The organism is Kaistia dalseonensis (assembly GCF_030814715.1).
GTDB classification, from domain to species: Bacteria; Pseudomonadota; Alphaproteobacteria; order Rhizobiales; family Kaistiaceae; genus Kaistia; species Kaistia dalseonensis.
Genome location: NZ_JAUSVO010000008.1, coordinates 1 through 24,719, shown reverse-complemented (window position 1 = coordinate 24,719; position 24,719 = coordinate 1). Strand labels below are relative to the sequence as shown.

General features: G+C 65.8%; 22 protein-coding genes. 10 read left to right on the top strand and 12 right to left on the bottom strand.

The features are described from left to right. Nucleotides 1-12 precede the first annotated feature (12 nt). The 4 genes from ugpC to QO014_RS23465 form a co-directional block, all read right to left on the bottom strand. Nucleotides 13-1,122: a sn-glycerol-3-phosphate ABC transporter ATP-binding protein UgpC gene (gene ugpC / locus QO014_RS23480; RefSeq protein WP_266351209.1), complete on the bottom strand. Its 1,110-nt coding sequence runs from the start codon at nt 1,120-1,122 to the stop codon at nt 13-15. 141 nt (nt 1,123-1,263) lie between these two features. Continuing rightward, the gene (locus QO014_RS23475; RefSeq protein WP_266351208.1) at nt 1,264-2,178 is read right to left on the bottom strand and encodes an ABC transporter permease subunit; all 915 of its coding nucleotides are present in this window, start codon (nt 2,176-2,178) and stop codon (nt 1,264-1,266) included. An 11-nt stretch (nt 2,179-2,189) separates the two neighbouring features. After that, complete coding sequence (locus tag QO014_RS23470) at nt 2,190-3,074, bottom strand: carbohydrate ABC transporter permease (RefSeq protein ID WP_266351207.1); 885 nt, start codon at nt 3,072-3,074, stop codon at nt 2,190-2,192. A gap of 75 nt (nt 3,075-3,149) precedes the next feature. Next, a complete protein-coding gene (locus tag QO014_RS23465; RefSeq protein ID WP_266351206.1) occupies nt 3,150-4,499 on the bottom strand; it encodes an extracellular solute-binding protein in 1,350 nt (449 codons plus the stop codon). Nucleotides 4,500-4,905: 406 nt separating this feature from the next. Here QO014_RS23465 and QO014_RS23460 point away from each other — a divergent pair, with 406 nt between their 5' ends. The 5 genes from QO014_RS23460 (at nt 4,906) to QO014_RS23440 (ending at nt 8,660) form a co-directional block, all read left to right on the top strand. Continuing rightward, nucleotides 4,906-5,940 carry an Ldh family oxidoreductase gene (locus QO014_RS23460; RefSeq protein ID WP_266351205.1) on the top strand — a complete coding sequence of 345 codons (1,035 nt, stop codon included), beginning with the start codon at nt 4,906-4,908 and terminating at the stop codon, nt 5,938-5,940. A gap of 111 nt (nt 5,941-6,051) precedes the next feature. After that, nucleotides 6,052-7,017: a prolyl aminopeptidase gene (gene pip, locus QO014_RS23455; protein ID WP_266351370.1), complete on the top strand. Its 966-nt coding sequence runs from the start codon at nt 6,052-6,054 to the stop codon at nt 7,015-7,017. Between the two features lie 66 nt (nt 7,018-7,083). Then, the gene (locus QO014_RS23450; RefSeq protein WP_266351204.1) at nt 7,084-7,773 is read left to right on the top strand and encodes a helix-turn-helix transcriptional regulator; all 690 of its coding nucleotides are present in this window, start codon (nt 7,084-7,086) and stop codon (nt 7,771-7,773) included. A gap of 70 nt (nt 7,774-7,843) precedes the next feature. After that, entirely contained in the window at nt 7,844-8,212 is a 369-nt protein-coding gene (locus QO014_RS23445) for a VOC family protein (RefSeq protein ID WP_266351203.1), read from the top strand. Nucleotides 8,213-8,222: 10 nt separating this feature from the next. Beyond that, the gene (locus QO014_RS23440) at nt 8,223-8,660 is read left to right on the top strand and encodes an EVE domain-containing protein (protein WP_266351202.1); all 438 of its coding nucleotides are present in this window, start codon (nt 8,223-8,225) and stop codon (nt 8,658-8,660) included. On the opposite strand, the gene QO014_RS23435 is transcribed toward QO014_RS23440, so the two are convergent. The 3 genes from QO014_RS23435 to QO014_RS23425 all read right to left on the bottom strand — a co-directional run bounded on the left by QO014_RS23435 (nt 8,650) and on the right by QO014_RS23425 (nt 12,595). After that, entirely contained in the window at nt 8,650-9,426 is a 777-nt protein-coding gene (locus tag QO014_RS23435) for a hydroxypyruvate isomerase family protein (RefSeq protein ID WP_266351201.1), read from the bottom strand. The genes QO014_RS23440 and QO014_RS23435 overlap by 11 nt on opposite strands. Nucleotides 9,427-9,472: 46 nt before the next feature. Continuing rightward, complete coding sequence (denD, locus tag QO014_RS23430; protein WP_266351200.1) at nt 9,473-10,456, bottom strand: D-erythronate dehydrogenase; 984 nt, start codon at nt 10,454-10,456, stop codon at nt 9,473-9,475. An 81-nt stretch (nt 10,457-10,537) separates the two neighbouring features. Beyond that, nucleotides 10,538-12,595, bottom strand: coding sequence for an ATP-dependent helicase (locus tag QO014_RS23425; RefSeq protein WP_266351199.1), 2,058 nt, complete (start codon nt 12,593-12,595; stop codon nt 10,538-10,540). A gap of 172 nt (nt 12,596-12,767) precedes the next feature. Here QO014_RS23425 and QO014_RS23420 point away from each other — a divergent pair, with 172 nt between their 5' ends. Beyond that, nucleotides 12,768-14,924: a GumC family protein gene (locus QO014_RS23420; RefSeq protein ID WP_266351198.1), complete on the top strand. Its 2,157-nt coding sequence runs from the start codon at nt 12,768-12,770 to the stop codon at nt 14,922-14,924. Nucleotides 14,925-15,067: 143 nt separating this feature from the next. Then, a complete protein-coding gene (locus QO014_RS23415) occupies nt 15,068-16,492 on the top strand; it encodes a mannose-1-phosphate guanylyltransferase/mannose-6-phosphate isomerase (RefSeq protein WP_266351197.1) in 1,425 nt (474 codons plus the stop codon). 141 nt (nt 16,493-16,633) lie between these two features. Here QO014_RS23415 and QO014_RS23410 read toward each other — a convergent pair whose 3' ends face one another. Beyond that, on the bottom strand, nt 16,634-17,563 hold the full coding sequence (locus tag QO014_RS23410) for a phytanoyl-CoA dioxygenase family protein (RefSeq protein ID WP_266351196.1): 930 nt from the start codon (nt 17,561-17,563) through the stop codon (nt 16,634-16,636). 206 nt (nt 17,564-17,769) lie between these two features. After that, a complete protein-coding gene (locus QO014_RS23405; protein WP_266351195.1) occupies nt 17,770-18,636 on the bottom strand; it encodes an NAD(P)-dependent oxidoreductase in 867 nt (288 codons plus the stop codon). Between the two features lie 303 nt (nt 18,637-18,939). Between QO014_RS23405 and QO014_RS23400 the strand changes: the two genes are divergently transcribed. Both QO014_RS23400 and QO014_RS23395 read left to right on the top strand, forming a co-directional pair. Further along, nucleotides 18,940-19,488 carry a flavin reductase family protein gene (locus tag QO014_RS23400; RefSeq protein WP_370877204.1) on the top strand — a complete coding sequence of 183 codons (549 nt, stop codon included), beginning with the start codon at nt 18,940-18,942 and terminating at the stop codon, nt 19,486-19,488. A gap of 162 nt (nt 19,489-19,650) precedes the next feature. Further along, nucleotides 19,651-19,923 carry a helix-turn-helix transcriptional regulator gene (locus QO014_RS23395; RefSeq protein ID WP_266351194.1) on the top strand — a complete coding sequence of 91 codons (273 nt, stop codon included), beginning with the start codon at nt 19,651-19,653 and terminating at the stop codon, nt 19,921-19,923. A 21-nt stretch (nt 19,924-19,944) separates the two neighbouring features. Here the strand turns inward: QO014_RS23395 and QO014_RS23390 are convergent, their stop codons facing one another. The 3 genes from QO014_RS23390 to QO014_RS23380 form a co-directional block, all read right to left on the bottom strand. Beyond that, on the bottom strand, nt 19,945-20,844 hold the full coding sequence (locus QO014_RS23390; RefSeq protein WP_266351193.1) for a YihY/virulence factor BrkB family protein: 900 nt from the start codon (nt 20,842-20,844) through the stop codon (nt 19,945-19,947). Nucleotides 20,845-21,024: 180 nt separating this feature from the next. Beyond that, nucleotides 21,025-21,225: a hypothetical protein gene (locus QO014_RS23385; RefSeq protein ID WP_266351192.1), complete on the bottom strand. Its 201-nt coding sequence runs from the start codon at nt 21,223-21,225 to the stop codon at nt 21,025-21,027. Nucleotides 21,226-21,370: 145 nt separating this feature from the next. Continuing rightward, the gene (locus QO014_RS23380; protein WP_266351191.1) at nt 21,371-23,416 is read right to left on the bottom strand and encodes a M3 family metallopeptidase; all 2,046 of its coding nucleotides are present in this window, start codon (nt 23,414-23,416) and stop codon (nt 21,371-21,373) included. A gap of 127 nt (nt 23,417-23,543) precedes the next feature. On the opposite strand from QO014_RS23380, the gene QO014_RS23375 reads away from it, so the two are divergent. After that, nucleotides 23,544-24,449, top strand: coding sequence for a carbohydrate kinase family protein (locus tag QO014_RS23375; RefSeq protein ID WP_266351190.1), 906 nt, complete (start codon nt 23,544-23,546; stop codon nt 24,447-24,449). Nucleotides 24,450-24,719: the final 270 nt, after the last annotated feature.

Sequence of the window (24,719 nt, the reverse complement as noted above, 5' to 3'; positions counted from 1 at the left end):
CCTTGCGAAAAGTCAGTTGCTGTTGGCGGGGGCCGCGATTCCGGCGGCGAATTCGATGCGAAGGCCCGTCTCGATCGAGAACAGGTGCACATCGCGGGGGTCGATGGCGATGCCGACCGGCGTGCCGGCCGGCATGACGTTCGGGGTCGAGAGAGAAACCGCGAAGGAGAGCCCGTCGAGATCGGTATGAACGACGCGCCCCGCGCCGAGCTCCTCGACGAAATCGACCGTCGCGGGGATCGAGCCCGCCGTGCCCGGCTCCACCAGCCGCGCGGCCTCGGCGCGCACGCCGAGCGCGACCTTGTGGCCGACGAGACGGGCATCGAGCGTCGCCGGAATCGGGATCTGCCGCTCCGCGTCATAGACGAAGACGCCGTGGCGATCGATCGTGCCTTCCATGAGGTTCATGGCCGGCGAGCCGACGAAGCTCGCGACGAAGCGGCTGGCGGGACGGTTATAGACTTCGGCCGGCGAGCCAACCTGCTCGATGCGGCCGCCATTCATGACGACGAGGCGATCGCCGAGCGTCATGGCCTCGACCTGGTCGTGCGTCACGAAGATCGAGGTGGCGCCGAGGCGGCGATGCAGGCGGCGGATCTCGGCGCGCATCGCGACGCGGAGCTTGGCGTCGAGGTTCGAGAGCGGCTCGTCGAACAGGAACACCTTCGGCTCGCGCACGATGGCGCGGCCCATGGCGACGCGCTGGCGCTGGCCACCGGAAAGGGCGGCCGGGCGACGATCGAGATAGGCTTCGAGGCCGACGATCTTGGCGGTCGCTTCCACGCGGCGGCGACGCTCATCCTTCGGCACGCCAGCAACCTTCAGCGCGTAGCCGATATTCTCGGCGACCGTCATATGCGGATAGAGCGCATAATTCTGAAACACCATGGCGCAGCCGCGCTCGCGCGGCTCGAGATTGTTGACGACCCTGCCGTCGATCGCGATCTCGCCGCCGGATATCTCCTCGAGCCCGGCGACCATGCGCAGCAGCGTGGACTTGCCGCAGCCCGAGGGGCCGAGAATGACGATGAACTCGCGCGATGCGATGTCCAGATCGACGCCGTGCACCACGGCATTCTTGGCGTAGGCTTTCCTGACGCCGCGGATTGCGATCGATGCCATGAAGCTATCCTTTCAAAGGAAGTTTTGCGTCATCCCGGGCTTGACCCGGGATCCATGACAGACTGTGACGGCTCAGGCCCTCATGGATCCCCGCTTTCGCGGGGATGACGCCAGCTCGTGGAGCAGCCCTGCCTGCCATCGCTATTTCTCCGTCGAGATGAGGCCGCGCACGAACCAGCGCTGCATGAAGATGACGAGGATCAGCGGCGGCGCCATGATGACGAGCGTTCCCGCCATGGCGACGTTCCAGTCCGGCAGCCCGAATTCGGACGGGATCAGGGTCTTCAGCTGCGTCACCGCGATGCCGAAGCTCGGATCGGTCGTGACGAGGAGCGGCCAGAGATACTGGTTCCACGCCCAGACGAACATGATGGTGAAGAGCGCGATCATGTTGGGCCGCGACAGCGGCAGCAGGATATCCCAGAAGAAACGGATCGGGCCCGAGCCATCCATCTTGGAGGCCTCGGCCAGTTCGTCCGGCACCGTCAGGTAGAACTGGCGATAAAGGAAGGTGCCGGTCGCGGTCGCGACCATGGGCAGGATCAGGCCGGGATAGGAATTGAGCAGGCCCCACTGCAGGTTGACCTCGATGCCCGAGACGGCATGGATCAGCCAGTTGATGCCCGTCACGTTCAGGATCGCTTGGAACGGCGCCAGCGCGTTGGCGGCGACCGCATAGGTCGGCACGATGCGCACTTCGAGCGGCAGCATCAGCGTCAGGAAGATCGCCCAGAACAGGATCGACCGGCCGGGGAAGCGGAAATAGACGATGGCGAACGCCGCCATGGAGGAGAGCGCGACCTTGCCGAAGGCGACCGCCGTGGCAAACAGGATCGAATTGAACAGCTTGTGGCCGAGATCGGCCCGATGCCAGGCCTCGCGGACATTGTCGAGGAAATGGCTGCCCGGCGTCAGCGGCATCGGCACGATGTTCACGGCGCGGATGTCGTGGGTCGAGGCGATGATGACGATCGCGAAGGGCAGCAGCGCCACGATGAGGCCGACCAGCAGGATGAACTGGCAGATCGCGTTGAAGATGGGGGTACGTTCGACCATGGTTCCCGCCCCTATTTGTAGTGCACGCGCCGCTCGATGAAGCGGAACTGCACGAAGGTGAGCAGGATGACGAGCACCATCAGGATGATGGACTGCGCGGCGGCGCCGGAATAATCGAGACCTTTGAAGCCGTCGAAATAGATCTTGTAGACCATCAGCTCGGTGGCGCGCGCCGGACCGCCCTGGGTCATGATGTCGACGATGCCGAAGCTATCCTGGAAGCTCTCGGTGATGTTGATGACGAGCAGGAAGAAGAGCGTCGGCGTCAACAGCGGCAGCTGGATATCCCACATGCGGCGCGCGGGGCCGGAGCCGTCCATCGCCGCCGCCTCGATCAGCGAGCGGGGAATGGACTGCAGCGCCGAGAGGAAGAAGATGAAATTGTAGCCGATATATTTCCACGAGAAGGCGATGATCACGGCGATCATCGCATCATTGCCGTCGAGCGCCGGATTCCAGATGCCGGGCCAGACCTGGTTGATCAGCGAGAGCAGGCCGGCTTCCGGCGCGAGGATGAAGCGGAAGGCGAGGCCGAGCGCGGGCGCCGCGATCGCATAGGGCCAGACGAAGATCGAGCGATAGGCGCCATGGCCGCGCAGTTCGCGATCGGTGAAGAGCGCCAGGATCAGCGCCATGCCCATGGCGATCGCCGTCGAGCCGAGGCCGAAGATCATGCTGCGCGAGATCGAGTTCCAGTAGACCGGATCGCTCAGCAATTGCTGGAAGTTCTGGAAGCCGACCCAGCGGTTGCCGCCGCCCCAGGGCTGCTCGAGCGTGAAGGCCCAGAAGAGGGCCTGTCCGCTCGGCCAGTAGAAGAACACGAAGATCAGCACGAGCATCGGCAATGCGAACAGGATGCCGATCGTCGTGGAGGAGAAAGTCGCGCGCTTTTCCATAGGGGCTCGGTCGGTTTGAAAGAAGAAGCCCTCGCCCGGCAAGCGGGCGAGGGTCAGGGCATGTCGGCGCCAGGACTACGGCAGGGTCTTGCCCTGGTAGGTCTGCTCGAACTTGCGCAGGATCTGGTTGCCGCGAGCGGCAGCCTCGTCGAGCGAAGCCTGGACGTCTTCGTTCTTGATGAAGATCGCCTGCAGGCCGTTCGACATTTCCTGGCGGATCTGCAGCAGGCCGCCGAGACGGATGCCCGGGAGCGAGCCCTGCTCGGTGGTGGCGGCGGTCAGGCTCTTGATCGCCAGTTCACGGCCGGCATAGGGAGCCTTCTCGTAGAAGCCGTTCTTGACGAGATAGTCATAGCCCGACTGGCGGACCGGGATGTAGCCGGTCACGGTCGACCAGGTCAGCGCTTCTTCCGGCTTCGCGATGAAGTTGAAGAAGGCGGCGGCGGCCTTGTATTCGGCCTCCGACTTGCCGGCGAGCACCCAGAGCGAGGCGCCACCGACGAACGAGCTCTTGCGCTCGGTGCCGGCATAGACCGGGAGCATCGCGACGCCCCAGTTCATGCCTTCCTTGGCGGTGCGGCCGATATTGCCGTGGTCGCCGACCGAAGTGAGGATCACCTGGCAATCGCCGGCGGCAAATGCCTCGACGAAGGTCTGGCCGGTTTCCTTCGACTTGATGACGGCTTCGCCATTGTCGTACCAGCCCTTCAGGTCCTTGATGAACTGGACCCACTTGCCCTTGTTGAAGACCAGCTCGGCGTCGAGGCCTTCATAGCCGTTCTTCTTCGTGGCGATCGGCTCGCCGTGGACGGCGAGGAACTGCTCGCCATACTGCCAGATTTCGTCGCGCGAGATATTGAAGCCGAGCGGGCAGCTATAGCCGGCAGCCTTCAGCGCCTTGAAATCAGCCGCAGCTTCTTCCCAGGTGGCCGGAGCATGATCCTTGCCGATCTTGGCGAAGGCGTCCTTGTTCCAGTAGAGCAGCGCGGTCGACGAATTGAAGGGGAACGAATACATGTCGCCCTTCGAAGTCGCGTAATAGGAACGGATACCCGAGAAGTAATCGCTCCAGTCGACCGTGTAGCCCATGTCGGCCATCAGCTTGTTGGCCGGGTAGTAGGCACCGGAAAGCATGATGTCGAGCGTGCCGGCGTCAGAGACCTGGGCGATCGTCGGCTGCTGGCCGGCGCGGAAGGCCGCAATGGTGTTCTGCAGCGAGGCGTCATACGAGCCCTGGCTGGTGCAGACGACCTGGTAGTCGCTCTGGCTGGCATTGAAGCGGTCGCACTGCTCCTGGACGCGCTTGGCGATATCGCCCGAATTGCCGAACCAGAAGTCGATCTTGGTCTTGTCAGCCGCGGCCGGACCGGCCAGCAACGCCGCAACGGCAAACATGCCGACGGCGCCGAGAAGCTTGGCGTTCATGAGAACCTCACGAATGATGTGGAGCGCCAATCCCGGCGCGACGGGCATCCGCTTAGCCCATGAGCCGTGACGCTCGCATGACATGCCGGCTAATAGTACGACGGCTTATTATCACCTGAAGAGCACCTTGCCACCCAGCGCGACGCGCTTCGGCCTCGAGGCTGCGATCGGCACGCCGCGTCAACCCTTGCTCCGGCTCGGGAGCGGTGCGCCCGCCGCCCGCTCGGGCGCAGCGACCAGCGTGGGACGCGCCGACGACGTGGAGCGATGCCCCCGGCCCGATCGCTGGAGCGCCTCGAACCGCCCGATCGGCGGCAATATCCACCTCTTTCGCAATGCGCACCCTTGCGGGGAAGGCTTCCGGCGCGTGACAGTCACGAAAAGACCGACTGGAAGCCCTCGATCGATGAAGAAGCCCGTCCCCGGCGCCAGGCGCGTGCCATTCGACCGTCTCATCGAGTGCCTGACCGGCATTTTCGAGCGCCATGGCTGTTCCGCCTCCGTCGCCGCCATCCTCGCCGAGAACTGCGCCTCGGCCGAGCGCGACGCGGCGGAGAGCCACGGCCTCTTCAGAATGCCGGGCTATGTCTCGACGCTGCGATCCGGCTGGGTCGATGGCCGCGCCCTGCCCGTCGTCGAGGATGTGGCGCCGGGCTTCGTACGCGTCGATGCGCAAAACGGCTTCACCCAGCCCGCGCTGGCCGCCGGGCGGGCGCTGCTCATCGAGAAGGTACGGACGAACGGCATCGCCATCATCGCGATCCGCAATTCGCATCATTTCGCCGCCCTGTCGCTCGATGTCGAACCGTTCGCCAGCGAAGGGTTCGTCGCCCTCGCCTTCATCAATTCCATGGCCGTGGTCGTGCCGCATGGCGCCAAGGCGGCCGTGTTCGGAACCAACCCGATCGCCTTCGCCTCGCCGCGGGCCGACGGGCCGCCGGTCGTCTTCGACATGGCGACCTCCGCCATGGCGCATGGCGATGTCTCGCTCGCCGCGCGCGAGAACCGGCCGGTCCCCCCCGGCATCGGCGTCGACAGTGCGGGCCAGCCGACGACGGACGCGGCCGCCATTCTCGGCGGCGGCGCCCTGCTGCCCTTTGGCGGCCACAAGGGCTCGGCCATCGCCATGATGATCGAGATCCTGTGCGCCGCGATCGTCGGCAGCCGCTTCTCCTACGAGGTCGACTGGTCGAGCCATCCCGGCGCGAAGACGCCGAATACCGGCGAGACCATCATCGTGATCGACCCCAACCGGGGCAATAGCGGCCTCGCCCCCTTCGCGGCGCGCGTCGAGGAACTGATCGGCGAGATGCAGGAAGCCGGGCAGGAACGCCTTCCCGGCGACCGCCGGCAGGCCGCCCGGCGCGAGCGCCTGCGCGAGGGCATCCCGCTCTCGCCGGCCGCCATCGCCATGATCGAGGAACTCGGCGGCCATCTCTGAACGGGCGGGACAGACCCAGCTCGCGCGCCCCGGTCTTCGGCCGTTTCACCCTTGCCGTCCCAGGCGTTCTGCGGCAAGAAGCGCGCCCGCATGGAAATCCCGGTGGCGCCGATGGTTGATCTCTATCCGAGCATCGAACCCTTTGAACGCGGCATGCTCCCCGTCGGCGACGGCCACGAAATCTATTGGGAGGTCTGCGGCAATCCCAGGGGCAAACCGGCGCTCGTGCTCCATGGCGGGCCGGGCTCGGGCTCGTCGTCCACTGTACGGCGCTATTTCGATCCAGAAGCCTATCGCATCGTGGTCTTCGACCAGCGCAATGCCGGCCGCAGCACACCGCATGCGAGCGAACGGACGATCGACCTCGCCACCAACACCACCGCCCACCTCCTCAGCGACATCGAGCAGCTGAGGCGATATCTCGGTGTCGAGCGCTGGCTCGTGCTCGGCGGTTCCTGGGGCTCGACACTGGCGCTGGCCTATGCCGAGGCCCATCCGGAGCGGGTGACCGAACTCGTGCTCAACAGCATCGCCACCACCACGGCGCGCGAGATCGAGTGGATCACGCGCGGCGTCGGCGCTTTCTTTCCCGAGGCCTGGTCTCGCCTTCTCGATGGCGTCCCGCCTTCGGAGCGTTCCGGCAATCTGATCGACGATTATCATCGCCTGCTGATGCATGCCGACCCGGCCGTGCAAGACAAGGCGGCGCGCGACTGGTGCGACTGGGAAATGGCGATTGTCGCGGTGCGATCCGATCACACACCGCACCCGCGCTACCTCGACCCGGCCTTCCGGCTCGGCTTCGCCCGCCTCGTGACGCATTACTGGCGCCATCGCGGCTGGCTCGCGGAAGACCAGTTGCTTCATGGCGTCGGGCGGCTGGCCGGCATTCCCGGCGTGCTGATCCACGGGCGGCTCGACATTGGCGGCCCGCTCGTCACGCCCTGGCAGCTCGCGCAGCATTGGCCCGGCAGTGAACTCGTCATCGTCGATACGGCCGGCCATGATGCGCGCGACCCGGGCATGGCCGAGAGCATCGCCGCCGCCACGGATCGCTTCCGGCGGCAGGGCTGCTAGACCGGAGCAGCCGCAGCATATGCTGCCAGAATATGGCATCATGGCCCGATATCTGGAAAGCCATTGATGTCACGCTCGGAACGCCTGCTCGATCTCCTGCAATTGCTGCGGCGCCATCGCCAACCGGTGAGCGGTGGTGCGCTCGCGGCCGAGCTCGGCATTTCCATCCGCACGCTCTATCGCGATATTGCCAGCCTGCAGGCTCAGGGCGCGATGATCGAGGGCGAGCCCGGCATCGGCTATATCCTCAAGCCCGGCTTCATGCTGCCGCCGCTGATGTTCTCGGAGGACGAGATCGAGGCGCTGGTGCTCGGCCAGCGCTGGGTGGCGAAGCGCGCCGATAGCCGCCTCGCGCGCGCCGCCGGCGATGCGCTGGCCAAGATCGCCGCCGTTCTGCCGGCTGATCTGCGCGAGGGCCTCGACACCTCGACATTGCTGGTCGGTCCAAAGGACCTCGCGCCGGCCAATACCGTCGATCTCGGCACGATCCGCAAGGCGATCCGCGCCGAGCGCAAGCTTACCATCGCCTATGAAGATCAGAGCGGCGCGGCCTCGGACCGCGTGGTCTGGCCCTTCGCGCTCGGCTTTTTCGAACGCGCCCGCGTGCTCGTCGCCTGGTGCGAACTGAGGCAGGATTTCCGCCATTTCCGCACCGACCGGATCAGCCGGCTCGATCTATCGGATATCCGCTATCCCCGCCGCAGGCAGGTGCTGCTGAAGGAATGGCGGCTCATCGAGGGCGTGCCGCCAAGCTGAATTCGATACTGCCATAAACTGGCAGCATACCGCGCTAGATCTTCTCCTGCCCCAAACAGGAGACCATCTCATGGCAAGCCCCAATCTCTTCCTTCTCTATGTCGAAGACACCCCGAAGAGCGTCGCCTTCTATACCGGCCTTCTCGGCCGGGAAGCGGCGGTCGCCTCGCCGAATTTCGCCTCCTTCGCCCTCGACGGCGGTGGCGCGCTCGGCCTTTGGGCCCGACACAAGGCCGTGCCGCCCGTCGCGCAGGCCGGCACCGAAGGCGAGATCGCCTTCATGGTGAAGGACAAAGCCGCGATCGAAGCGCTCTATGCCGATTGGACCGCACGCGGCCTCGCCATTGCGCAGGAGATCACGACGCTTGATTTCGGCCCGACCTTCGTCGCCCTCGATCCCGACGGCCACCGCCTTCGCGTCTGCCTCTTCGACGAATGAGGCCGGCATCATGACCAACCATTGGGTCGCGGTCGCCTCGGCGGAGCATGTCCGCCGGGGCCGGTCGGAGGGCTTCATGCAGGTCTGCCACGGCAAGGCCGCACCGCTCAGGCGGATCAAGCCAGGAGATTGCGTCGCCTATTATTCGCCGACGATCGGTTTTGGCGGCGCGGACCGTCTCCAGGCCTTCACCGCGATCGGACGCGCGCGGGATGGCGATCCCTACATCTTCGACGCGGGCGGCTGCTTCCGGCCCTATCGCCGCGATGTCGACTGGCTGGCGGCGGCCGAAACGCCCATTCGTCCCTTGCTCGACCGGCTCGATTTCACGGCCGGCAAGCCGAACTGGGGCTACCAGCTCCGCTTCGGCGTCATCCCGGTCAGCGCCTTCGACATGGAGACGATCACCGAAGCCATGGGGCTTGCGCCTGACGCGCTCAAAGCGTGACGCCCAGGCGCTCCGTCCAGACGAGGCCTTCGACGGTGTCGCCGCGGGGCTTGTATTCGCAGCCGATCCAGCCTTCGTAGCCGAGCTCTTCGAGCGCGAGAAAGATCGCCGGATAGGAGATCTCGCCCTCGTCGGGCTCGGCGCGGCTCGGGACGGCCGCGATCTGGACATGGCCGATCAGCGGCATGAAGGTTGTGAGCCGCGTCAGCACGTCGCCGGTCGCCACGCCGACATGATAGACGTCGAACAGCAGCTTGACGTTCGGCGTGCCGATCCGCTCGAGGATTTCAGCCGCCTGCTCGATCGTGGAATAGAAATAGCCCGGCTTGTCGCGCGGGTTGATCGGCTCGATCAGCAGCGTCAGGCCGGCGCGCTCGGCCTCGGCGCTGGCATGGCGGAGATTGGCGACGAAGGTCGCGCTCGACCGCGCGTCGAAGGGGACCACGCCCGCCATGGCGTGGATCATCGTGGCGCCGGTCGCCCGGCAATAGGCGATCGACTGGGTGACCGCAGCCTCGAACTCCGCCTCGCGCCCCGGCAGGGCGCCGAGGCCGAATTCGCCCGCCTTCAGATCGCCCGGCGCCGTATTGAGGCCGGTCAGGACGATATCGGCGGCATCGCAGGCCGCGGCGACCGCCGCGGCCGGGACATCATAGGGCCAGTGCAATTCGATCGCGCGGAAGCCGGCGCGCCCGGCCGCCTCGATGCGATCGAGCAGCGGCAGCTCGGGCCAGAGGAAGCCGAGATTGGCGGAAAAGCGCAGCATGGAACGGCTCCCTCTTGTCTGGATCAGGTAACGATTCTTCTCTCGATCAGGCGACGAACGTGCCGCCGAGCTCGTCCTCGATATGGGCATGGACGATCTCATCGAAGCTCTTCTCTGCCACGAAGCCGAGCTCGCTCGCCCGCTTCGCGTCAAACGCCGTGGCCCAGCCGTCGACGATACGGATGATCGTCGGATCGGGAACGCGCTTGATGCGCGCCACGACATTGTCGCCCGCGATGCGGCGGAGCGCATCGATCTCGTCGGCGACCGTGCAGGAGAGCCCCGGCAGGGAAATCGCCCGGCGCGGCCCGATCGCATCGCCCGACAGCGTAGCGGCATGCTTGAGGAAGCCGACCGCCGCGCGCGGCGAGGCAAACCAGTGGCGGACGCTCTCGGCGACGGGCAACACCGCCTCCTGGCCGTTCAGCGGTTCGCGGATGATGTTGGAGAAGAAGCCGGACGCCGCCTTGTTCGGCTTGCCAGGGCGCACGCAGATCGTCGGCAGGCGGATCGCGATGCCGTCGAAGAAGCCGCGGCGGGAGTAATCGGAGAGCAGCAATTCGCCGATCGCCTTCTGCGTGCCATAGCTCGTCAGCGGCGTCGTGAAATATTCGTCCGGGATGGTGGCGGGAAACGGCGCGCCGAATACGGCGATCGACGAGGTGAAGACGACGCGCGGGCAATAGCCGTCGCCGATCAGGCGGATCGCATCGAAGAGATAGCGCGTGCCGTCGAGATTGATCCGGTAGCCCTTGTCGAAATCGGCTTCCGCCTCGCCGGAGACGATCGCAGCCAGATGAAAGATCAGGTCCGGCCGGCCGGCGACGAGGCGCTCCGCCGTGCCCGGCTCGGAGAGATCGGCGGCCAGCGTCTCGACCTTGCCGGAAAAGCCGGCCGGCACGGGCGCCTCGATGACGTCGACCAGCGACAGCCGGTCGATCGGCTTTGCGCCGATGCCGCCATCGGCCACCAGTGCGTCAGTCAGCTTGCGACCGACCATGCCGGCAGCCCCGATGATCAGAATATGCATGAACAATCTCCTCCCCGATCTTGTTTCCTCGGGTTCATCACAGGCGCGCCCCCGGCGCAAGGGCCTCGCGCGGCTTTCGCGCTATCGCCACATGCCGCGCATGCGCGCCGCAATGTCCACGGGCGGCCGCGGCGCGCTGGCGGCAGCTTCCTGAGCCGTCAAAGGCGGCCAGATCCGCTGGTCGAACAGGCCGATGATCGCTGAGGGAATGAAACGCGTGCGCGTCGCATAGACATGGCGGTCGCCGCCCCTCGCCTGCTGGTGCACGAAGAAGCGCTGCGGCATGACCAGATGCAGCTGATCCTTGGCGCGCGTCATCGCGACATAGAGCAGCCGCCGCTCCTCCTCGATCTCCTCGGCGCTGCCGGTCGACAGATCGATCGGCATGCAGCCATCGATCGTGTTGAGCACGAAGACCGATTTCCATTCCTGCCCCTTGGAGGAGTGGATCGTCGAGAGGATCAGATAATCCTCGTCGCGATGGGGCACGCCGGCCTCGTCGCTGGTCGCATCCGGCGGATCGAGGGTCAATTCGGTCAGGAAGCGCTCGCGCGAGGCATAGCCGCCGGCAATCTGCTCCAGTTGCACGAGATCGGCGAGCCGCATAGCGGCATCTTCGTGGATGCGATCGAGATGCGGCTCATACCAGTTGCGCACCGCCTCGACCTCGGCAGGCCAGCCGGCCTGGCGCGACCGCAACGCGGTGATCAGCGCGAGAAAGGCCGGCCAGTCCTCGGAGGCACGGGCCGGCGGGGCGAAGCCCTTCAGCGCCTCGAGCGGATCGATCGCGCCGGCAACGGCATCGAGCAGGCGCCCGGCAATCATCGGCCCGACACCCGGCAGCAGTTGGACGACGCGGAAGCCGGCGACGCGGTCGCGCGGATTCTCCGCAAAGCGCAGCACGGCGAGCAGGTCCTTCACATGCGCGGCGTCGAGGAATTTGAGCCCGCCGAACTTCACGAACGGAATGTTGCGCCGGGTCAGCTCGACCTCGAGCGGGCCGCTGTGATGGGCGGCGCGGAACAGCACGGCCTGCGCCTTCAGGGCCACGCCCTGCTCGCGGTTCTCCAGGATCGTCTCGGCGACATAGCGCGCCTGCTCGCTCTCGCCCCGGACGGTCACGAGGCGCGGCCGGTCGCCCGCCGTCCGCTCGGTCCAGAGGTTCTTGGTGAACCGTTCGCTCGCCAGCCCGATGACGCCATTGGCGGCAGCGAGGATCGGCTGGGTCGAGCGATAATTGCGCTCCAGCGTCACCACGGACGCCTTCGGGCTGAAATGGCCGGGGAAATCGAGGATGTTGCGAACGGTCGCCGCGCGGAAGGAATAGATCGACTGCGCGTCGTCGCCGACCACGGTCAACCCTTCGCCCGAGGGCTTCAGGCCAAGCAGGATCGAAGCCTGCAGGCGGTTCGTGTCCTGATATTCGTCGACCAGCACGTGATCGAAACGCGCCGCGATCTCCCCGGCGATCGTCGGCTCGGCCATCATCTGCGCCCAGTAGAGCAGCAGATCGTCGTAATCGAGCACGTTCTGCGCCTGCTTCGCCTCGACATAGGCGGCAAACAGGCCCCTGAGCTGGTCCTTCCACATGGCGCACCAGGGAAAGACGCCGACCAGCACCTGATCGAGCGGCATCTCGGCATTGACCGCGCGGGAATAGATCGCGAGACAGGTTCCCTTGGCGGGAAAGCGGCTCTCGGTCTTGGAGAGGCCGAGTTCATGCCGCACGAGGTTCATCAGATCGGCCGAATCCTCCCGGTCGTGGATCGAGAAGGCCGGGTCGAGGCCGATCCAGGCGGCATGCTCGCGCAACAGCCGCGCACCGACGCCGTGGAACGTGCCGGACCAGTTGAGCGCATCGGTCATGGCGACGGCCTTGTCGCCCATGACGCCGGCGGCGATGCGCTCGACGCGATGGGCCATCTCGCTGGCGGCGCGGCGCGAAAAGGTCAGCAACATGATCCGTCGCGGATCGGCGCCATTCAGGATCAGATGGGCAACCCGGTGGGCAAGCGTGTTGGTCTTGCCGGAACCGGCACCGGCGATGACCAGCAAGGGGCCCTTCTCGGCGGTGGTGACGCCGAATTCGACCGCGCGGCGCTGATCGACATTGAGCCTCTGGAGATGGGCGGCAGTCATGATCGCGGCGGCTCTGCGGTTCGAATCAACGGCTTCGTCGAGCGACAGAGGAGCATGTTTCCCGTTTTGTTCGCAATCATTGCGACAGGAGCCAAGGCCCGATTGACAGCAGCACGCGCGTGCTCCACCGTTGGTTGCACCATCATGTGACTGTTCCGGGGGGCACGGTCCAATGCTGAACAGCCAGACTATGATCGGCGATCTGCCGAAAACCGCTGCCAGCCGCTCGGCGCCGCGCGTCGATCGTCCCGCATCGGCCGACGGCTTCGATCCGATGCGGCTCTTCCGGCTGATCCGGCGGCAACTTCCCATCTTCGGCCTCGTCGTGCTGATGGTGAACGGTCTCGCCCTGCTGATCGCGCTGCAATTGGCGCCGATCTATCGCAGCTCCGCGCTGCTGATCGTCGAGCCTCATCCGATGTCGTTCCTCGACAACGATCCGCCGCAGGCGCCCCGACCCGCCGATGGGGCGCGCGTGGAGAGCGAGGTCGAGATCCTGCGCTCGCCCGCCATGTTGCTGAAAGTGGTCGATGCGCTCGATCTGACGCAGGACCCTGAACTCGGCTTTCGGCCATCCTGGCGCCACCGCATCGAAGCCCTGCTCGGCATCGCCGTTCCCGTCATTTCGGCGGAGGAGATGGTCAAGCAGACGCTCGATCGCCTGCGGCGCACCGTGGCGATCAACCGCCGCGGCACCACCCAGGTGATCAGCGTCGACGGGCGCTCGCGTGATCCGGCCCGCGCGGCCCAGCTCGCCAATGCGCTGGCCAAGGCCTCGATCGACGCGCAGACCAGCGCCAAGATCGCGCTCGCCGCCGATGTCGAGCAGCGGCTCGCCCGACAATTGGACAATGCGCGGGCGGCCCTGCGCGGCGCCGACGGACGGCTCGACACCTTTCTCGACGACAGCATCCGGCAGATCCGCGACCCCGATCTCCGCGCCGAGCTCCTGGAACTGCGCGACGGCATCAAGGCGACGACGGACACCAGCCAGCGTTTTGCGGCGCTGGCTGACCGGGCCCGCGACCGGATCAAGGCCGGCGACTGGGACGCGCTGATCGCCGAGCTGAATTCCGACCGGCTCGTGGCGTTGAACCGGAGCCGGATCGATACGAGCGCGGAGCTCGCCGCCGCGACACGCCCGGCCGACATGCGCGATCTTCGCGCCCGACTCGTCGAGATCAATCGCCAGATGGACCAGGAGGCGGCGTCCGTCGTAAACCGCGTCGCGGCCGAAGCGGATAATGCGGGTGCGCGGGAAGGCGAGTTGCGCCAGAGGCTGAGCCGCCGTCTCGCCGATCGCGATATCCCCTCGGATCTGGTCCTGCGCTTTCGCGAGGTCGAGGGCGAGGTGAACGCGCTGAGCGGCGTTGTCGACAGGCTGACCACCAGTGCGAAATGGGCGGCCGCCCAGATGGACCTGCAACTGCCGGATAGCCGCATCGCCGCGCCGGCTCTGCCGCCAGCCGCACCGATCTCGCCCGACAAGCCGATGCTGTTGTCGATCGCCGCCGTTCTTTCGTTCATCCTCGCGGTCGTGGCGGCGCTCGTGCGTGACCGCCATTTCGGAGGCCTTGCGAGCCGCGAGCAGGTTGAGTCGACAACCGGCCTCGCCGTCATCGGGGACATCCCGAACATCGAACGACGCGGCGCCGCCGCCGGACACGACCCGCAGCTGACGGCGGCACAGATAGTCGACCACCCCACCTCGGCCTTCAGCGCCGCGATCAACACGGTGCGGCTTGAGCTGGAGATGGCGGCACTGGAGCCGGATCGCCAGGACATGACGCCCGTGATCCTGGTGACGTCGACCTTGCCGGGCGAGGGCAAGACGCTGATCGCCCTCTCACTGGCCCGCGCACTCAGCCTCGCCGGCCGAAGAACGTTGCTCATCGAGGGCGGCCGCCACGCTGCGCTCTACGAAGCAGCCGGGCTCGAAACGCGCCAAGCCCTTGCAGTGCAGCTTGCCGCACAGTCCGATGCCACGGCCGTTGAAGGTGTGATCAGAGATCGGACCGCCAATCTCGATCTCATCGTGAGGATCCCGGGCGGCCGCAGCGTTGCCGACATCGTCCAGCACGCATCGAAAATCCGCCAGACACTGCCCGCGTGGCGACGCGCCTATGACGCGATCATCATCGACGGAACAGCGCTTTCTGGCGGTGCCGAAACGCGTTTCCTTATCGGCCATGCCGATGATATTGTGTTTGTCGTGGCCGCCAGTCAGACAGGTCAAAGAAAAATTCGAGACGCGCTGGCAGATATCTTGCGGTTTCGACGGGCGGATGCGACCTGCCGCACGATCATCAATCGCGCATCCCCCATCTGACCCGCAGCCAAGAGAGCATTAATGCTGCGTTGCGATATTGTTGTTGCGCCGCATTGAAATCATGCTGCCCGCCGTGCAAACTGATAAGGCAGAGAGCTGGCGGGCGCGATCAGGACGCCAACAGGATTAGAGCAGAGGTTGCGATGACTGTTTCGAAGATCGTTCCGGTGATTCTGGCTGGCGGATCTGGCACGAGGCTCTGGCCAATCTCGCGGGACAGTCTCCCGAAGCAGTTCCTCGGTCTCGGCTCGGACCACACCTTCTACCAGGAGACCTTGCTGCGCCTGCCGAAGGCCGGACCGTCGGTGACGGCGCCCATCGTTGTGACGAGTGAGGATTTCCGCTTCTTCGCTCGTCGCCAGGCCACCGAGATCGGGATCGAACCGACGATCATCCTGGAGCCGGCGCGCCGCGATTCGGCCGCGGCCATGGTTATCGCCTCCCGCTTCGCCGTCGAGCGCTATGGTGAGGATGTCCTGGTCCTCGCGCTCGCCGCCGACCATCTCGTTCCCGATGCCGACCTCTTCCGCGAGGCCTGCCTTGCCGCCGCAACGGTGGCGGAGGAAGGCTATATCGTCACCTTCGGCATCACGCCGACCGAGCCGCGCACGAGCTATGGCTACATCAAGCCCGGCAAGCCCCTCGGCACGCCCGGCGCCTTCGCGGTCGCCTCCTTCGTCGAGAAGCCGGACCGCGCCACGGCGGAGACCTATGTCGCCGAAGGCTATCTCTGGAACTCGGGCAACTTCATCTTCCCCGCCACGCTCATGCTGTCGGAAGCCGAGAAGTTCGAGCCCGAGATCAGCGCGGCCGCGATCGGCGCCATCGCCGGCGCGACCGAGGATATCGGCTTCATCCGTCTGAACAAATCGGCCTTCCTGTCCATTCCGGCCAAGTCGATCGACTATGCCGTGCTGGAGCGCACCGATCGCGCCGCCGTCATCGAGGGGCGCTTCGCCTGGTCCGATATCGGCAGTTGGGACGCGGTGCGCGAGATGAGCACGGCCGATGCGAATGGCAATGTCACCCATGGCCCGGTTTCGCTGCTCGACAGCACCAATGCCTTCATCCATTCGGAGGGCCCGCTGGTTACCGGCATCGGCCTCGACGGGTTCACGGTCGTCGCGTCCGAGGATGCCATCCTGGTCATGCCGTCTTCGCGCAGCCAGGACGTCAAGCACCTCGTCGCCGGCCTCAAGGCCGAAAAGCGCAACGAGGCCAATGAACACATCAAGATGCACCGCCCCTGGGGCACCTATCAGACGATTTCGCGCGGCGACCGCTTCCACGTGAAGAAGATCATCGTCGAGCCGGGTGCGATCCTGTCGCTGCAGAAGCATCATCACCGCGCCGAGCATTGGGTGATCGTGAAAGGCACGGCCGAGGTCACGCAGGGCGGCCGCACCTATATCGTCAACGAGAACGAGTCGACCTATCATCCGGTCGGCGAGATCCACCGCGTCGCCAATCCGGGCAAGATCCCGCTCGAACTGATCGAGGTGCAGACCGGATCCTATCTCGGCGAGGACGATATCGTCCGCTATGAGGACGTCTACGCTCGCGTCTAGGCCCGGATTGACGACCACGAGTCTTTGCAGCCTGCTTTTCGGCGAAAGCGTGGGAAGCGGACTGCAGTTTTGCCCCGAAGGCGCCGGAGTTTCGGCTGGCGCCTCGATCCGGCGATCATGTGCTTGCGGGCGCGGCCGAGCCTACCCGACCCTGCCATAGTGATAGGCGCGGCTCGAAGGCCTGACGCCAAATTCCAGCTCGAGGATCAGGCGGCGCTCGCTCCGGCAGCGCGAGCCGGTATGGAAGACGAACGGATCCTCGGCAAAGCCCGAGCCGGCCGGGCCCAGGATCGTCAGGAATTTCTCCGGCGCAAAGGATCGCTCCAGCTCATCGAGCGATTGCCCGACCTTCAATGTGAGCTGCTGCCGTAGCGGACGCGAGCGGTGCGTGCCGGCGACACAGCGATGCGGCCCGGCATCGAGATCGACCGGCGTCAGGTAGAAGAAGAATTTCACCGAGCGCCAGGCGTTCATATCGAAATGATACTTGTCCTGCGCGGTATCGTGCAGATCGTCATCGTCGACCCGGGCGCCGGGAAAATTCCACCAGAGACGCGTGCGCGTCGGCATGACGGCGCCGCCGAGATAGGCGGTCGCGATGGCGCGGATGCCGGGATCCTGTCGCAACGCGACAATCGCCGGACAATCCTCGACGGCATCGAAATATTGCGCCGAGATGATATCGCGCTCCGAGCGCGCATTGACGGCGGCGATCTCATCGGCAAGGAAGCCGACTTCCGTACCGTTGCGGGCGAAACAGCGCCGCGTTCGCGCAAACTCATGGATCGACTGAACGATCTCGGGGGGAAGTTGAAGCCCCGTCGCGACCCCGTCGGTCACGAGGCGCTGCACAACGGCCGCCGGATCGAGACCATCGAGCACCACGCTACCTTCGGCACGCGGCAGCGAAGCCGGCGGACGGCGGAACAGCCGTTCGACGCGACGACCAAGCATGGTGCGCGCGAAGACGATCATGAGCGGCCATGAGGGATTGTCGCGCGTATAGGCCCAGTAGATCGGCATGCGGCGTGCGACGCGCCGAACGATCGACGGATTGTCGATGGCAACCATGGCTCGTTTCGGCCCCCTGCCGTCGGCCGAGCTGGCCGCGCTACCCTGGCGATGATGGATCGCTCCCGGCCGGACGGAGCCCGATAAAGCCCGTCACAGCCAAAGCCGACTTTGGCCGGAATCCCTTAATGCCGCGATAAGGCGCGCGGCCAATGGCGCTGCAACGGATCGCCTCAGGGGACGGCGATCCGCGGCCGGAATGGGGCTTATTTCTCAAGCCTCGCAATCAGGCTCGACGTATCCCAGCGCTGGCCGCCCATGGCCTGGACGTCGCCATAGAACTGATCGACCAGCGCCGTCAGCGGCAGCTTGGCGCCGTTCTTCCGCGCCTCGTCGAGGCAGATGGCGAGATCCTTCCGCATCCAGTCGACCGCGAAGCCGAACTCGAACGTGCCGGCGTTCATTGTCTTGTAGCGATTTTCCATCTGCCAGGACTGCGCCGCGCCCTTCGAGATCACCTCGACGACCGCTTCGACGTCGAGACCGGCGCGCTTGCCGAAATGCAGCGCCTCGGCCAGCCCCTGGACAATGCCGGCAATGCAGATCTGGTTCATCATCTTGGCGAGTTGGCCCGAGCCCACCGGCCCGAGCAGGCGGCAGGCGCGCGCATAGGCGGCGATCACCGGTTCGACCCGCTCGAAGATGCCGGCCTCGCCGCCGCACATGACGGTCAGGACGCCGTTCTCCGCTCCTGCCTGTCCGCCGGACACCGGCGCATCGACGAAGCCGAAGCCGCGTTCCTGCGCCGCGGCATGGAGCTCGCGGGCCACTTCGGCCGAGGCCGTCGTGTGGTCGACGAAGACGGCGCCGGCGGCCAGCCCCTCGAAGGCCCCGTCGGCCCCGATCGTGATCTCGCGCAGATCATTGTCATTGCCGACACAGGCGAAGACGATCTCCTGACCTTCAGCGGCCGCCTTCGGCGTCGGCGCCGAGCGGCCGCCGAATTCGGCCACCCAGGCCTCGGCCTTGGCAGCCGTCCGGTTATAGACCGTCACCGCGTGACCCTTGGCCTTCAGATGGCGAGCCATCGGATAACCCATCACGCCGAGGCCGAGAAACGCCACGTTCGCCATTGCCTTGTCCTTCTGATCCAGATGCCGATGCGGGATGCCTTCCTAAACCAGATCGGACCGTGCTGGATACTGTGCTCGGCAGCCACGGACCATATGCGCCAATCCGCACATGCATGGTCCGAGCCGCCCGGATAGGCAGCGGCGCCGGATCAAGCGGCAGCATGCCTGTCCGACGCGGCCAAACCTCCACCCAGGCTGCGCCCCGCCATCGCGGCACGCATCTTGCGTAACCATATCTCTTTGGCTGCGCGTCTTACGCCGGGCCGTATCTCGCTCTGGAGCGAGAAAGTGAGGATGGACATTATGTTGAGCCAAGCCGCCGGGCGAAGCCTGCGGGATGACCGCGACGAGATCCCCGAGGTCGACGCCGCGGGTTTTCGCATGTCGATGCGCCATCTCGCCGGAGCGGTCAGCGTCATCACCGTTGGGGTGGGTGCAGACCGCACCGGCTTCACCGCGACGTCGGTTTCCTCGCTTTCGGCCGAGCCGCCGGCGATCATGGTGGCCGTCAACCGCACTTCCTCGTCCTGGCCCGCCCTCCAGCGCCACCGCGCCTTTTGCGTCAATGTCCTCGCCGACGACCAGCAATTCGTCGCCGAGCGCTTCGCGGGGCGCGATGGAGCGAAAGGGGCGGAGCGCTATGACGGTGCCGCATGGCGGCCGCTCGCCACCGGCGCCCTCGCGCTTGTCGACGCACTGACCACTATCGACTGCGAACTCGAGGAAGCGATCGAACGGCATTCGCATGCCATCCTGATCGGCCGCGTCAAGGCCGTGACGACACGAACCGGAGCCCAGCCTCTGCTCTATTGGCACGGCGCCTACCGCCACATCTCCAACCATACCGGCTGAAGCGTTTCCGAGCGGGTGGGCGCCGGTCGGCGCAGAGGAAACGCAACAACTCAAATGGACAAGTCATTTCATCGTTTCCGTGAAACGATCGAAAGCGCTGACAAGGGAGCGGATCGCCTCCTCGCGCGTTGACCCATGTTGTCGACAAGGGAGTATCGATCCATGAGCACGCTTGAAACCGCTATTCCGCACCCCGCCGAAGAGCTTGCCGCACCGCACATGACCGAGACGCCGGAGACCGTGCGGGCCGCCGGACTGGCCACCTTGCGCCTTCTGCGCGAGGCGCGTGGCCTGAGCACCGTCGATCTCGCCCGCCTGTCGGGGCTCAGCCGCGACGAGATCGTTGCGCTGGAAAACGGAGCCTCGTTCACGATCGACCAGATCCATGCGCTGGCCGCCGCTCTCGAAGTTCGGCCGGAACAACTCACCACATGACCGCGCGGGACCAGGTTCCGCCTAGTGCCGGGGCTTCGGTGTCTTCAGGCCCGACCAGGTCGCGTTGATTTCGGCACCGATCAGCACGACCAGCGCGGTCAGCCAGAGCCAGAGCAGGAAGACGACGGGGCCGCCCAGCGAACCATAGGTCACGTCATAGGTCGCGATGCGCGTGACATAGACCGAGAAGAGCGAGCAGCCCGGCAGCCAGATCAGGGTTGCCGCGATGGCACCCGGCAGGATCCGCCGCACCCGCCGCCACGGGCCGCCGCCCTTGCGGTGGGGCACCGCGAAATAGATCGTCGCGATCGAGGCGAAAGCGATCAGGGCGAGCAGCGGCCAGCGGATCAGCAGGAAGGCCGTCGCCTGCGCATGCGGAACCTGCAGCAGAGAGAGCGCCACCGGCACGGCCGCGATCACCGCGAGCGTCAGCACGGCGAAGACGATCGCACCGACCGTGACAGCGATGGATATTCCGACCGCGACCAGAATGTTGCGATCATCCTTCACCTCATAGGCGAAGTTGATGCCGCTCATCAGCGCCGCGATGCCGGCGCGCGCGCTCCAAAGACCAATGCCGAAGCCCAGAAGAAGACCGGTATTGATCCGGGCGGGACCCCGCTTGGCGAGCGCGGTCAACAGGTCGAGGATGATCGGTCGCGCCTCTTCGGGCAGGATCGACGCGATCTCCTCCACATGCTGGGTGACGCCGTTGACGTCGAAGATCATGCCATAGAGCGAAACCAGCACGGCGAGCGCCGGGAAGACAGCGAGAAAGCCGTAAAAGGCAACGCCAGCGGCAATCAACGCATCGTCATGGGCAATGAAACGAACGGCAACGCTCGAGACCAGCGTCCATGCGGTCAGATGCGGCTTCGTCTCGACAACATGATCAACAGGGTCGGCAGGATCCAGGGTCACGTCGCCATCCGTCATCCTGCCGCCTGCTCCCGCCATGACCGGACACACCGCCGACGCGCCAATCATCAACTCTGTGCGCGCCAGACAACTCCAGCGCGCACGTTCGCCGCGACCGCCGACAGGATTATGACAGGCGACGCCGCGATGTCACGCCATGTAACGAACGGACGGCGATCCGGTTCAATCGCGCAGGCGTGCCATGCCCTCTTCGGTCAGCACGTAGCCGGAGACGCGCGTCTTGACGAGGCCGAGTTCGATCAGGCGCTGCACGGCCTTGCCGTTCAACCCGACATAGGGGCCGGGGCGCGAAACGCGGGCCAGTGTCTTCAGTTCGATCGCGGAAAGGTCGGACTTCGCGACCTCCGTCTTGTCGGTGCTCATATGGCACTCCTTGTGTTTCCTGAGGGGCGGCGACCATAGCGAATTTCCCGGCGCCTGAAAGAGACAATCGGCGCCGGGCGGTCCGGGTGGTCCCGATGATAGCCGCAAGACCCTCTCGAAGACACCACCCAACCGGTCCGCCGTCCTAGTCGCCCTCAGCGAGCCCACGCTTCCGGAGAAGCGCGGACGGATCGGGATCGCGGCCACGGAAGGCGCGATACGCTTCGTCGGGCTTTCGCCGATTTCCGGCCGAATAGACGAAGGTATAGAGCTTGGCGGCAACGTCCGGCGCAAATATATCGCCCGCTTCCTCGAACGCGCCAAAGCCGTCCGCATCCAGCGTCTCGGACCAGAGATAGCTGTAATAGGCCGAGGAATAGCCATCGCCGGCGAAGACATGCTGGAAGTGCGGCGTGCGGTGGCGCATCACCATCGCCTCTGGCATGCCGATCTCTTCAAGCACCTTCTTCTCGAAGGCCGTCGAATCGAGGCCGTCCGCCTTGTCGAGCAGATGAAGCTCCAGATCGACGAGGGCCGACGAGACATATTCCACCGTGGCGAAGCCCTGGTTGAAGGTCCGGCTCGCCTGCAGCCGCTCGAGCAGGGCGGCCGGCATCGGCTCGCCGGTCTGGTAATGAACCGCGAAGCGCTCCAGGATTTCCGGCCGCTCGAACCAGTGCTCGTAGAGCTGGGAGGGGAACTCCACAAAATCGCGCGCGACGCTGGTGCCGGCGAGCGAAGGATAGGTCACGTCGGACAGCAGGCCATGAAGGCCATGGCCGAATTCGTGGAAGAGCGTCCTCGCATCGTCATAGGAGAGCAGCGTCGGTTGGCCGTCCGCCGCCTTGGCGAAGTTCATCACATTGACGATGATCGGCCTGATATCGCCGATGAGCCGCTCCTGCCCGCGATAATCGCTCATCCAGGCACCGGAGCGCTTGGACGGCCGCGCGAAATAATCGCCGAGGAAGAGACCGACCGGTGCGCCGGCCGCGTTCTTGACCTCGAAGACGCGGACATCGGGGTGATAGGCCGGCACGTCGAACCGCTCGGTGAAGGTCACACCAAAGAGCTTCGAAGCCGTGTCGAAGGCAGCCTCGATGACCTTGTCGAGCTGGAGATAGGGCTTCAGCTGGCTCTCATCGAGATCGAACTCCGCCTTGCGGCGCTTCTCCGAATAGAAGCGCCAGTCCCAGGCCGCGATCTCGAAATTGCCGCCCTCCGCGCGCACCAGCGCCTGTAGCGCCTCGCGCTCCTCGATCGCCCGCTCGCGCGCCGGCGTCCAGACCGAGCGCAGCAGGCCCATCGCGGCCTCGGGCGTCCTGGCCATGGAATCGTCGAGCCGGAAATGGGCGAAGCTCTTGAAGCCGAGCAATTTCGCCTCTTCCGCGCGAAGTGCAACCGTCTCCGCGATGATGCCGCGATTATCCGTCTTGCCGGCCTCGCCGCGGGCAATCCACGCCGCAAAGGCCTTCTCGCGCAGGTCGCGCCGGGCGGAAAACTGCAGGAACGGTTCGATCGACGAGCGCGACAGCGTGATCACATATTGGCCGTCGAGGCCGCGCGCCCGCGCCGCTTCCGATGCGGCGTCCTTGAGGAAGTCCGGAAGACCGGCAAGGTCGTCGCCCTCTTCGAGAACCAGGCTCCAGCTCTTTTCGTCGGCCAGCACGTTCTGCCCGAAATTGGTCCCGAGTGTCGCGAGGCGTTCGGAGATCGCCGCGAGACGCTCCTTGCTCGCCGCAGGCAAGCCGGCGCCGGACCGCACGAAACCGATATGATAGCGCTCCAGCACGCGCTGCTGCTCGGCGTCGAGGCCCGATTGATCGCCCTTGAACAGCGCATCGACACGGGCGAAGAGCGCGTCGTTCAGGTAGATCGCGCTGCGATGGCGCGACAGGATCGGCGCGATCTCGAGCGCGATCGCCTCCAGCTCGTCATTGGTGTTGGCGCCCGTCAGGTTGAAGAACACGGAACCGACGCGGTCGAGCGTGCGGCCGGCGCGTTCCATTGCCTCGATGGTGTTGGCGAAGGTGGGCGCCTCCGGATTGCCGATGATCGTGGCAATCTCGCGCTCATGCTCCGCGATCCCCGCCTCGAAAGCGGGCTTGTAATGCTTGGTCTCGATCTCCGCGAAGGGCGCTATGCCGAAAGGCGTGGTCCAGGGCTGGAGCAGGGGATTGTCGGAGGTCATGTGACGCCTCGAAAAGGAAAGCCGACGCCTGACATGGCGCGGGACGCGGCTGCGTTCAAGCTTAATACGAACACCGTTCCTCTCTATACGGGACAGGTCAGTCAGCTTCGCGATTCGAGACCATTTCATGCCGCCTTCCGCCCTTCCCCATCCCCGCGTTCTCGTCGTCGGCGACGTGATGACCGACGTCATCGTCCGCCCCGAAGGGCCCTTGGTCATAGGCTCGGACAGGCGGGCCAAGATCGGGCTCTATCCGGGCGGATCGGCGTGCAACCAGGCGGCATGGCTCGCATATTTCGGCATTCCGGTCGCCTTCGCCGGACGCGTCGGCAAGCGCGATCTCGCGACGCAGGAGGAGGCGTTGCGTGAGGCCGGAGTCACGCCACTGCTCGCCGCGGGAGAGGGCGAGAATACCGGCATGCTGATCGCCATCATCTCGGAGACCGGCGAGCGCAGCTTCCTGACCGATCGCGGCGCCAATGACGGACTTTCGGCCGCCGACCTTCCCTTCTCGCTGCTCGACGGGCTCGAACTGCTGCATGTCTCGGGCTATGCGCTGTTCACGCCCGGACCACGCGCGGCCGTCATGGCGCTGATGGCCGTGGCACGCGCGCGCGGCATCACCGTCACCGTCGATCCCGCCTCGGTCGGTTTCCTGGAAGAAGTCGGCCCATCGAATTTCCTCGGCTGGACGAGCGACGCGACGATCATGTTCCCGAATGCGGAGGAGGCCGCCTGCCTCGCCGGCACCAGCGACCCGGCGGCGCAGATCCGCTTCCTGACGGCGCGCTACGAACTCGTAGCGATCAAGCGCGGTGCCGAAGGCGCGGAGATCGCCAGCAAATCCGTCCGCCTGCGGGCCGCTGCGCCGGACGTGGCGGTCGTCGATACGACGGGCGCGGGCGACGCGTTCCTCGCGGCCTTCCTGGCCGCCCGCCTCGAAAACATGCCGATCGACAAGAGCCTCGAGCGGGCCGTCAGGGCCGGCGCGCGCGCGACGACGATGCTCGGCGGTCGGCCGGCGAAAGGATAGCGCAGACCCGTCCCCCTCTCCCGCTTGCGGGGGAGGGTTAGGGAGGGGGCGTTCTGCCGGGACCTCGGGCGAGAAGTCGGCCTGCAAAAAGTCGGATGGGTTTGAGCGAGCCACCCCCTCTCCCACTCTCCCCCGCTTCGCGGGAGAGAGGGCGGGCTGTGCGCTTCGTCCTCCCGCTTCCTTCTCCTCTCCCGCTTGCGGGGGAGGTCGGGAGGGGGTTCGCACGCTCAGGCCTTGGGGTTGCATTCCCATGCCACGGCACTCAGCCTG

Excerpts from the sequence above, each read along its gene's own strand:
- ugpC (WP_266351209.1), bottom strand. The coding sequence starts at position 1,122 with ATGGCATCGATCGCAATCCGCGGCGTCAGGAAAGCCTACGCCAAGAAT.
- QO014_RS23475 (WP_266351208.1), bottom strand. The coding sequence starts at position 2,178 with ATGGTCGAACGTACCCCCATCTTCAACGCGATCTGCCAGTTCATCCTG.
- QO014_RS23470 (WP_266351207.1), bottom strand. The coding sequence starts at position 3,074 with ATGGAAAAGCGCGCGACTTTCTCCTCCACGACGATCGGCATCCTGTTC.
- QO014_RS23465 (WP_266351206.1), bottom strand. The coding sequence starts at position 4,499 with ATGAACGCCAAGCTTCTCGGCGCCGTCGGCATGTTTGCCGTTGCGGCG.
- QO014_RS23460 (WP_266351205.1), top strand. The coding sequence starts at position 4,906 with ATGAAGAAGCCCGTCCCCGGCGCCAGGCGCGTGCCATTCGACCGTCTC.
- pip (WP_266351370.1), top strand. The coding sequence starts at position 6,052 with ATGGTTGATCTCTATCCGAGCATCGAACCCTTTGAACGCGGCATGCTC.
- QO014_RS23450 (WP_266351204.1), top strand. The coding sequence starts at position 7,084 with ATGTCACGCTCGGAACGCCTGCTCGATCTCCTGCAATTGCTGCGGCGC.
- QO014_RS23445 (WP_266351203.1), top strand. The coding sequence starts at position 7,844 with ATGGCAAGCCCCAATCTCTTCCTTCTCTATGTCGAAGACACCCCGAAG.
- QO014_RS23440 (WP_266351202.1), top strand. The coding sequence starts at position 8,223 with ATGACCAACCATTGGGTCGCGGTCGCCTCGGCGGAGCATGTCCGCCGG.
- QO014_RS23435 (WP_266351201.1), bottom strand. The coding sequence starts at position 9,426 with ATGCTGCGCTTTTCCGCCAATCTCGGCTTCCTCTGGCCCGAGCTGCCG.
- denD (WP_266351200.1), bottom strand. The coding sequence starts at position 10,456 with ATGCATATTCTGATCATCGGGGCTGCCGGCATGGTCGGTCGCAAGCTG.
- QO014_RS23425 (WP_266351199.1), bottom strand. The coding sequence starts at position 12,595 with ATGACTGCCGCCCATCTCCAGAGGCTCAATGTCGATCAGCGCCGCGCG.
- QO014_RS23420 (WP_266351198.1), top strand. The coding sequence starts at position 12,768 with ATGCTGAACAGCCAGACTATGATCGGCGATCTGCCGAAAACCGCTGCC.
- QO014_RS23415 (WP_266351197.1), top strand. The coding sequence starts at position 15,068 with ATGACTGTTTCGAAGATCGTTCCGGTGATTCTGGCTGGCGGATCTGGC.
- QO014_RS23410 (WP_266351196.1), bottom strand. The coding sequence starts at position 17,563 with ATGGTTGCCATCGACAATCCGTCGATCGTTCGGCGCGTCGCACGCCGC.
- QO014_RS23405 (WP_266351195.1), bottom strand. The coding sequence starts at position 18,636 with ATGGCGAACGTGGCGTTTCTCGGCCTCGGCGTGATGGGTTATCCGATG.
- QO014_RS23400 (WP_370877204.1), top strand. The coding sequence starts at position 18,940 with ATGTTGAGCCAAGCCGCCGGGCGAAGCCTGCGGGATGACCGCGACGAG.
- QO014_RS23395 (WP_266351194.1), top strand. The coding sequence starts at position 19,651 with ATGAGCACGCTTGAAACCGCTATTCCGCACCCCGCCGAAGAGCTTGCC.
- QO014_RS23385 (WP_266351192.1), bottom strand. The coding sequence starts at position 21,225 with ATGAGCACCGACAAGACGGAGGTCGCGAAGTCCGACCTTTCCGCGATC.
- QO014_RS23380 (WP_266351191.1), bottom strand. The coding sequence starts at position 23,416 with ATGACCTCCGACAATCCCCTGCTCCAGCCCTGGACCACGCCTTTCGGC.
- QO014_RS23375 (WP_266351190.1), top strand. The coding sequence starts at position 23,544 with ATGCCGCCTTCCGCCCTTCCCCATCCCCGCGTTCTCGTCGTCGGCGAC.